Consider the following 9,411-nt stretch of genomic DNA (forward strand, 5'->3'; position numbering starts at 1 on the left):
GAAATAGAGGCCAAATGGCAAAAATATTGGGCCGAAAACCAAACTTTTGCAGCGCAAAATAATTCCGAAACCCGAGGCGAAGCCGAATTGAGCGTAGCTAAACCAAAATACTATGTTTTGGACATGTTTCCTTATCCATCTGGAGCGGGATTGCACGTGGGACATCCCCTGGGTTACATCGCTTCGGACGTGTATTCAAGATACAAAAGACATCAAGGTTTCAATGTTTTGCATCCAATGGGTTATGACAGTTTTGGATTGCCGGCCGAACAATACGCCATACAAACTGGGCAACGTCCTGAGGACACGACTTCGGTAAATATTGACGGAGGCATTGATAAAGAAGGAAACAAAATTGCCGGTTACCGAAAACAATTAGACAAAATTGGATTTTCATTCGATTGGAGCCGTGAAGTACGTACTTCAAATCCGGATTATTACAAACACACCCAATGGATTTTTATCCAATTATTCAATTCTTGGTACAATAAAAACACGGACAAAGCCGAAGATATTGCAACCTTGGTTTCCATTTTTGAAACCGAAGGTAATGCGAATCTAAATGCGGTTTGCGATGACAATATCGTTTCTTTTTCATCAAGCGAATGGAACGCACTTTCGTCAGATGAACAACAAAAAATACTGTTGCAATACCGATTAACCTATTTAGCCGAAACCGAAGTCAACTGGTGTCCAGGTTTGGGAACGGTTTTGGCAAATGACGAGATAGTAAACGGCGTTTCAGAACGTGGTGGATTTCCGGTTATTCGCAAGAAAATGACCCAGTGGAGCATGCGAATTTCAGCTTATGCGGAACGTTTGTTGCAAGGTTTGGACTCGATTGATTGGAGCGAAAGCATTAAAGAAAGCCAACGAAACTGGATAGGAAAGTCAGTTGGAGCGATGGTTTCTTTTAAATTGAAAAATCACGAAGCAAACATCGACGTATTCACTACTAGACCCGATACAATTTTCGGAGTTACCTTTATGACATTGGCACCGGAACACGAATTGGTTGCCCAAATCACGACTCCAGAACAAAAAGCTGAAGTGCAAGCCTATATCGAAAAAACCGCAAAACGTTCCGAAAGAGAGCGTATGGCGGATGTAAAAACCATTTCGGGAGTTTTCACGGGAGCTTTTGCCGAGCATCCGTTTACCAAAGAACCGATTCCAGTTTGGATTGGCGATTATGTTCTCGCAGGTTACGGAACAGGTGCTGTTATGGCGGTTCCTTGCGGCGATGAAAGAGATTATGCTTTCGCCAATTTCTTCAAAGGACAAAACGGAATGCAGGAAATCAAAAACATTTTTGACAAAGACATTTCGGAAGCCGCTTTTGGAGCCAAAGAAGGTTTTCAGTTGGTCGATTCTGATTTCTTGAACGGTTTGGGTTACAAGGAAGCCACTAAAAAAGTGATTGCCGAATTAGAAAATATAAAGCAAGGAAAAGGGAAAATCAATTACCGTTTGCGTGATGCTGTTTTCTCCCGCCAAAGATATTGGGGCGAACCTTTCCCGGTTTATTACGTGAATGGCTTGCCGCAAATGATTGATGCGAAACATTTGCCAATCGTTTTGCCGGAAGTAGAGAAATACTTGCCAACCGAAGATGGATTGCCTCCATTAGGAAACGCCACGGTTTGGGCTTGGGACAGTTTGCAGTGTTCAGTGGTCAGTACCCAGTTGATTGATAACGTGACTATCTTTCCTTTAGAATTAAACACAATGCCGGGTTGGGCAGGAAGTTCCTGGTATTGGATGCGTTATATGGATGCGAAAAATGACGGAGAATTTGCAAGTCAGGAAGCCTTGAAATATTGGGAAAGTGTGGATTTATACATTGGCGGAAGCGAACACGCAACCGGACATTTATTGTATTCCCGTTTTTGGAACAAATTTTTGAAAGACAAAGGTTTTGCGCCCACCGAAGAACCATTCAAAAAACTGATTAATCAAGGAATGATTTTGGGGATGAGTGCGTTTGTTTATAGAAATTATTTTAAATTAAATTTCAATACTACAAATTTTGATGAGTTTTTAAAAAATGAGGTTGCAAAGTTTCCAATATTTATTTCAAAAAATGCACTTACAGCTCTTAATAATGAAACAGCACAAGAATCTTTATATTCTGTTTTAGAAGAAATTGAGATTAGTTTTAAAAATAAATTGAAAGAGATTATTGGTAAAGATGAGTATATTGATGTTAGTATTGATTACAATTTTCAGGCAATTCACGCTGATGTATCAATAATAAATTCATCAGATGAATTAGATATTGAAAAGTTTAAAAATTGGAGAGAAGAATATAAAGATGCTATATTCATCACTGAAGATAACGGCAAATACATCGTTGGTCGCGAAATCGAAAAAATGTCGAAATCGAAATACAATGTAGTAACTCCAGATGATATTTGCAACGAATATGGAGCTGATACTTTGCGTTTGTACGAAATGTTTTTAGGGCCATTGGAACAAGCGAAACCTTGGAACACGGCAGGAATTTCGGGAGTTTTTGGTTTCTTGAAAAAATTATGGCGTTTGTATTTTGATGACAATGGTTTAATCGTAAATAACGACGAACCAACAAAAGACAACTTGAAATCATTACACAAAACCATCAAGAAAGTGGCGGAAGACATTGAGGGGTTCTCTTTCAACACTTCGGTTTCACAGTTCATGATTTGCGTGAATGAATTGTCTACTCAAAATTGTCATTCTCGTGCGATTTTAGAACCATTGACGATTTTGATTTCATCTTATGCGCCACATATTGCAGAGGAATTATGGAGTCAATTAGGGAATTCAGGTTCGATTTCGACTGTAAGTTTTCCAGCATTGGACGAAAAACATTTGGTGGAAAGCAGCAAGGAATATCCAGTTTCTTTCAACGGAAAAATGCGTTTCACCATCGAATTGCCATTGGATTTATCCAAGGAACAAATCGAGGAAATCATCATGAAAGACGAAAGAACCTTGAAGCAATTAGACGGGAAAACACCAAACAAAATAATCATAGTTCCCGGAAAAGTGATTAATTTGGTTGGATAGAAACGTCAAAATGGCACTTCAAAAATTGGCTTAGAATTTGATGGGATATTTGTAAATTTATATTTAAAAAAATAAAAATATGGGAATGAGTTATATGATTCTGGCAGGTTTAATTATGCTGGTAAGCTGGTTGATTAGCAACCAATTGAAAAACAAATTTGAAAAATATTCCAAATTGCATTTGCAAAATGGCATGTCCGGACAAGAAATCGCCGAAAAAATGCTTGCCGATCACGGAATTCGTGACGTAAAAGTGATTTCGGTAGCAGGACAATTGACGGACCATTACAATCCGGTAGATAAAACCGTCAACTTGAGCGAAGCGGTTTTTAACCAAAGAAATGCCGCAGCAGCAGCAGTTGCAGCCCACGAATGTGGTCACGCCGTGCAACACGCTACAGCTTATAGCTGGTTGACTTTGCGTTCTCAATTGGTTCCAGTGGTTAATGTGGCGTCGTCTTACATGCAGTGGATTTTGATTGCAGGAATATTGATGATTAAAACTTTTCCGTCGCTTTTGTTGATAGGAATCGTGATTTTTGCGGCAACCACTTTGTTTTCGATAGTGACTTTGCCAGTAGAATATGATGCAAGTAATCGCGCTTTGGCTTGGTTGGAAAACAAAAGGATGTTGAATCAGCAAGAACACGCTGGAGCAAAAGATGCCTTGAAATGGGCTGCAAGAACTTATGTTGTTGCTGCTTTGGGTTCCATCGCCACCTTGATGTATTATGTTTCGATATATATGGGAAGACGAAATTAAGCGTTCCAAAATTATACAATCCGCCTTGATTATATTGAGGCGGATTTTTTTTGTTTAATTTCAAAAAATGCCAATCAAAAATTCGCAGTGGGTTGAATTGAAAATGAAAAAAGCTGCGAAAAACGCAGCCTTTTGTAATTTATCTAAAAGTATTTTTTCTTCAAATTCTTATTTTCCTTTGTTTGCTTCGGTGATGTATTTTTCCAAAGCCATTGTCATCGAAGGTGTGGCAGGAGTTGGAGCCATAATGTCAACTCTCAATCCTTTGTCCAAAGCCTCTTTTTGGGTTGTGCTTCCAAAAACCGCGATTCTAGTATTGTTTTGTTCGAAATCAGGGAAATTAGTGAACAATGATTTTATTCCGGTTGGGCTAAAGAAGGCCAAAACGTCATAATAAACATCAGCCAAATCAGACAAATCACTGATTACAGTTTTGTAAAAAACAGCAGGAGTCCAATCTACTTTTAATGCATTCAACGTTATTGGAGCATCGGCATTTAATTGGTCTGAAGCAGGCAACAAGAATTTCTCGTCTTTGTATTTTTTTATCAGTGGTGATAAATCGGCAAAATCTTTTGGACCAACGTAAATTTTACGTTTTCTGTAAACCACGTATTTTTGTAGATAAAAAGCAATTGCTTCTGACTGGCAAAAATACTTCAATCCTTCAGGAACTTTGTAGCGCATTTCATCAGCTACTCTAAAGAAATGATCTACGGCATTTTTACTCGTTAAAATAATTGCGGTGTAATGATTGAGATCAATTTTTTGAAGTCTAATTTCTTTTGCGTTAACGCCTTCTACATGAATAAAAGGTCTGAAATCAATTTTTACTTTATGCTTTTGTTGAAGCTCAAAGTATGGGGAATTCTCCACTTTAGGTTCGGGCTGTGACACCAAAATTGTTTTCACTTTCATATTTGACATTTTCTAAGCAATACCTTTTGTAAAACAATAATACATGAAATAATACGGTGCTATTTCGAGAGCGCAAAGATATAAAATAAAATAAAAGAACTTACCGAATATTATGTTTTGATAATTTTTTATTGACACTAAATATGTAAATATGTTTATAATCAATATTATAGCAATCAAAAATATCAAAATATTTCTTGAAATGGAGTCGTAATAGAACAGAATAATATTGATGGGAAGTATAAATAAACCAATATATGTCCTGAAAGTTACTTTTTGAAAGTTAAATTGTTCCACAAACTCTTCGATGTTGAATGCCGTGGCTATAATTTTTTCGATTAAAAATTTGGATAAAATAAAGAAAATCAGGAAAGTGATTATTTGAATGTACAAAATCCAATCTGTTTTTGAAGCATATCCAAAAAAAGAAAGAGAAAGCTGTATGAAGAAAGCCAAAGAAATAATTTGTACAAAAAACAACGAGATAGTGAAGCCACTTTTGAGATTGTTGCTGTCTTTGTAAATATTGGTGTATTTGTCAGAATAAATTAATTTTGCAAAGTCTGCAAATCGATTTTCAAAAGCCGATTTTGTTATGGCAATAGCGGCAAATGAAAGCACGAACAAGATTGTTGCCCAATCTTTATTCTCGATTACCCGTAAATGAAGTGCGTTTTCCATCATATTGATGCAAAATTACTGATTTTTTATTTCATTCTTTTTATTATAATTTTATTATGAATCAAATCGCATAAAAAGTTTACTTTTGCGATGAAATTACTCGAAACATGAACGATTGTATTGTTATAATTCCTACCTATAACGAAATTGAAAATATCGAAAGCATCATTAGGGCAGTGCTTTCACAACACAAACCTTTTCATCTTCTAGTCATTGATGACAACTCGCCGGATAAAACGGCCGAGAAAGTAGCGCTACTTCAATCTGAATTTGAAGGCAGGTTATTTTTAGAAAAAAGAACCGGGAAATTAGGCTTGGGAACGGCTTATGTTCATGGTTTTAGATGGGCTTTGGAGCATAATTACAATTATGTTTTTGAAATGGATGCCGATTTTTCGCACAACCCCAGTGACTTGGAAAAATTATACGATGCCTGTCATTTTGGAGGTGCTGATTTGGCCATCGGGTCCCGTTACGTGACGGGTGTAAATGTGGTAAACTGGCCATTAAGCCGCGTTTTGATGTCTTATTTTGCATCGGTTTATGTGCAATTCATCACCGGAATGAAAATTCACGATGCCACGGCTGGATTCATTTGTTACAAGAGAGAGGTTTTGGAAAAAATCAATTTGGATAAAATAAAATTTGTGGGCTATGCTTTTCAAATTGAAATGAAATACAGGACGTTTTGCAAAGAATTTGACATTGTCGAAGTGCCTATTATTTTTACCGACAGGACAAAAGGACAGTCTAAAATGAGTAGTGCCATTTTTAAAGAAGCCGTATTGGGAGTGGTCGCACTCCGTTTAAAAAAATTAGTTAACACCTTATAAGGAAAAGAAGACACAATGAATAGGGTTTTAATCAAGAATGCCAAAATAGTAAATGAAGGAGTCGTTTTTGAAGGCGATGTTTTAATTGAAAACGACATAATTGTCGAAATTTCAGAAACCATCAGCGCAAAATCATCCGAATGCAAGATTGTTGATGCCGAAGGAAACTATTTGATTCCCGGCGCAATCGATGATCAAGTGCATTTTAGAGAACCAGGATTGACGCACAAGGGCGACATTGAATCGGAGTCGAGAGCTGCCGTTGCAGGCGGAATCACTTCGTTTATAGAACAACCCAACACGATTCCAAATGCGGTAACGCAAGAAATCTTGGAAGAAAAATACGTAATTGCTTCAGAGAAATCCTTTGCGAATTATTCGTTTATGATGGGTGCCACTAATGATAATCTGGAGGAAGTTTTAAAAACAAATCCGAAGAATGTTGCGGGGATAAAAATATTTTTGGGTTCATCCACCGGAAACATGTTGGTCGACAACGAAGCTGTTTTGGAACGTATTTTTTCAAGCACGCCAATGTTGATTGCCGTGCATTGTGAAGACGAAGACACCATTAAACAGAATTTAAAGAAATACAAAGAAGAGTTTGGAGAAGACATTCCCGTAACGGCACATCATCTTATTCGAAGCGAAGAAGCCTGTTATATTTCGTCTTCAAAAGCGATTGCCTTGGCTAAAAAAACGGGTGCTCGTTTGCATGTTTTTCATCTTTCCACGGCCAAAGAAATGGATTTGTTTACCAATAAAATCCCATTGGAAGACAAGAAAATAACTGCCGAAGTTTGCATTCATCATTTGTGGTTTACCGATGAAGATTATGCCACCAAAGGCAATTTGATAAAGTGGAATCCTGCCGTAAAAACCGCCAACGACCGAAAAGTTTTATGGGAAGCTTTGCTGGACGGAAGAATTGACGTGATTGCCACAGATCACGCGCCACATACATTGGAAGAAAAAAAACAACCTTATTTGAAAGCTCCTTCTGGCGGACCGTTAGTGCAACATGCCGTCGTGGCGATGTTTGAAGCCTATCATCAAGGGAAAATCAGCGTTGAAAAAATAGTCGAAAAAATGTGCCATAATCCGGCCAAGATTTTCAAAATAGAAAAACGCGGCTTTATCAAAGAAGGCTATTATGCGGATCTAGTTATCGTGAATCCAGGTTTGCCTTGGAGCGTGAAAAAAGAGAATATTCTCTATAAATGTGGTTGGTCACCGTTTGAAGGATTTACTTTCAAGTCCCGAATTACACATACTTTTGTAAATGGAGAACTGGTTTATTCTGCTTTTAAAGTGAAAGATGTTCGTGCCGGAAAACGACTCTTGTTTGACAGATAAATGTTTGTAAAGATGAAAAAAATACTGCCATTTTTAATTGCTTTGTCAATTTTTGCAAGTTGCAAAAAGGAGGTTGTCAAAACACCAGAAAATCTTATCAAAAAAGAGGAAATGGTTAATATTATGTATGATTTGTCGATTTTGGAAGCCATGAAAATTCAAAATCCTGCTTCATTGGACACCTTTAAAATTAATTCGAACAAATATATTTATAAAAAGTATAAAATTGACAGTGTCCAATTTGCCCAAAACAACATCTATTATGCGGCTGATTACAAGGAGTACAAGAAAATGTACGAACAGGTTAAAGCTCGGTTGGACAAGAATGTAATTGCAGTGGAAACTTCGATCAAGAATCAAAAAAAGAAAGACCTTTTGCTGAAAAAAGCAAAGAAAAAACTGAAAATAAAAAAAGAAGCTGATTCCATAAAAAAGGAAAAACTAAAACTAAAAACAACAAAAGAGGCCGATTCAATAAAAAAAATTAAAGAAAGAAATTTGAGTTTATAATCTCGAAATCTGCTTTATGTATTGATGAATATCCAAAAATTGGGTAGGTAAAGCGTTTTTTATTTTTTCGTTCGAATACCATTTTTTAGAATAAGAAGCTTTGGCAGTTGCTAAATCCAACCTTCTTTTTAAACCAAAGACATTCGAAAGAAACCAATCGATTCTGTAAGTTACATTCACCAGCAAAGGACTTGCGTGAAGGGAAGGTTTTTTTACATTCAATGAATCTGTAATGGCATCTAGCAATTCTCGAAAAGTAATGTTTTCTGCAATCAAGGTGAATCGATCGTTTGAATGTTTGCTTTTCATCAATTTTACCGCAATTTGAACCACGTCAGGAACTGCAATAAATCCCGTTATGCCTTTGGTGTAAAACGATAATCCATTGGCGACACTCTTGAAAAGTTTTCCACTTCCTTGTTCCCAAAAACCGGGTCCAATGATAACTCCCGGGTTTATTATCACGGATTCCAGACCTTCCTGTTGACCTCGCCAAATTTCCATTTCGGCACCATATTTAGAAATGGCATAATCGCTGTGTGGTTTTTCGGGGTTCCATTCGGATTCTTCGGTAATGATTTTTTCGTTTTCCTTTAAGTCGCCAAGAGCTGCAATTGAACTAACAAAACAGAGTTTTTTAACGGCTTTGGCAATACAAAAATTCACAATATTTGCTGTTCCTTCAATATTGGTTTTTCGCAATGCATCTTCATCTTTCGGGTCAAATGAGATTAGGGCAGCGCAATGGTAAACATAATCCACGCTTTCGAAAGCCAATTCCAAAGAAGGGACATCAATGATATCGGCTTGAATCCAGTCGATTTTTTCGAATAAAGCTTCTTTCTGGTAAAGTGAAAATAGATTTTTTGTTTTTTGAATGGATTCTAAATTTCGATAAATGGCACGAACATTTTCTCCATTTTCAATTAAATGAAGTGTTAAATGTGCGCCTACCAATCCTGTTCCTCCCGTGACTAAAACCATGTTGCGAATTTACGAATTACGAGTTACGAATTACGATTTTTTTTCTCAATTAACCGAATAAACAATTAACCGAATCAACTTTAAATTTTATCTTTGCGCACACGAAGCCTAAAAGGCTGAACTGACGAAATAAATTGATTAAAAAGAGATGAAGAATTTTATTGAAGAAGTAACTTGGAGAGGAATGCTCCACGACGTTATGCCGGGTACCGAAGAACATTTGATGGAACAAATGCGTGTGGCATATGTGGGAATTGACCCAACTGCCGATTCATTGCATATAGGACATTTAGTAGGCGTGATGTTGTTGAAACA

The 9,411-nt window shown here is 37.0% G+C and carries 8 protein-coding genes and 1 pseudogene; 6 read left to right on the forward strand and 3 right to left on the reverse strand.

The window, feature by feature from the left end; translation table 11 throughout:
- Together C0430_RS07295 and C0430_RS07300 are read left to right on the forward strand one after the other, a co-directional pair.
- The coding region (locus C0430_RS07295; protein WP_290867370.1) for a class I tRNA ligase family protein at window positions 1–3,051 on the forward strand (3,051 nt) is incomplete at its 5' end.
- A 79-nt stretch (window positions 3,052–3,130) separates the two neighbouring features.
- Window positions 3,131–3,814, forward strand: a complete 684-nt coding sequence (locus C0430_RS07300) for a zinc metallopeptidase (protein WP_290867372.1) — start codon at window positions 3,131–3,133, stop codon at window positions 3,812–3,814.
- A gap of 168 nt (window positions 3,815–3,982) precedes the next feature.
- On the opposite strand, the gene C0430_RS07305 is transcribed toward C0430_RS07300, so the two are convergent.
- Window positions 3,983–4,732 (reverse strand): uroporphyrinogen-III synthase, encoded by a 750-nt coding sequence (locus C0430_RS07305; protein WP_290867374.1) that lies wholly within the window; start codon window positions 4,730–4,732, stop codon window positions 3,983–3,985.
- 12 nt (window positions 4,733–4,744) lie between these two features.
- The gene (locus tag C0430_RS07310; RefSeq protein WP_290867376.1) at window positions 4,745–5,416 is read right to left on the reverse strand and encodes a DUF4271 domain-containing protein; all 672 of its coding nucleotides are present in this window, start codon (window positions 5,414–5,416) and stop codon (window positions 4,745–4,747) included.
- A 104-nt stretch (window positions 5,417–5,520) separates the two neighbouring features.
- Between C0430_RS07310 and C0430_RS07315 the strand changes: the two genes are divergently transcribed.
- The 3 genes from C0430_RS07315 to C0430_RS07325 are packed head-to-tail and all read left to right on the forward strand — an operon-like array spanning window position 5,521 to window position 8,112.
- Window positions 5,521–6,246: a polyprenol monophosphomannose synthase gene (locus tag C0430_RS07315; RefSeq protein ID WP_290867378.1), complete on the forward strand. Its 726-nt coding sequence runs from the start codon at window positions 5,521–5,523 to the stop codon at window positions 6,244–6,246.
- A 15-nt stretch (window positions 6,247–6,261) separates the two neighbouring features.
- Window positions 6,262–7,602: a dihydroorotase gene (locus C0430_RS07320; protein WP_290867380.1), complete on the forward strand. Its 1,341-nt coding sequence runs from the start codon at window positions 6,262–6,264 to the stop codon at window positions 7,600–7,602.
- A gap of 12 nt (window positions 7,603–7,614) precedes the next feature.
- Window positions 7,615–8,112, forward strand: a complete 498-nt coding sequence (locus C0430_RS07325; protein ID WP_290867382.1) for a DUF4296 domain-containing protein — start codon at window positions 7,615–7,617, stop codon at window positions 8,110–8,112.
- Here C0430_RS07325 and C0430_RS07330 read toward each other — a convergent pair.
- Window positions 8,107–9,096 (reverse strand): NAD-dependent epimerase/dehydratase family protein, encoded by a 990-nt coding sequence (locus tag C0430_RS07330; RefSeq protein WP_290867384.1) that lies wholly within the window; start codon window positions 9,094–9,096, stop codon window positions 8,107–8,109. The genes C0430_RS07325 and C0430_RS07330 overlap by 6 nt on opposite strands.
- Window positions 9,097–9,244: 148 nt before the next feature.
- On the opposite strand from C0430_RS07330, the pseudogene C0430_RS07335 reads away from it, so the two are divergent.
- A pseudogene (locus C0430_RS07335) lies at window positions 9,245–9,411 on the forward strand (tyrosine--tRNA ligase); the annotation flags it as partial.

This window comes from Flavobacterium sp. (assembly GCF_013823965.1).
Classification (GTDB): Bacteria; Bacteroidota; Bacteroidia; order Flavobacteriales; family Flavobacteriaceae; genus Flavobacterium.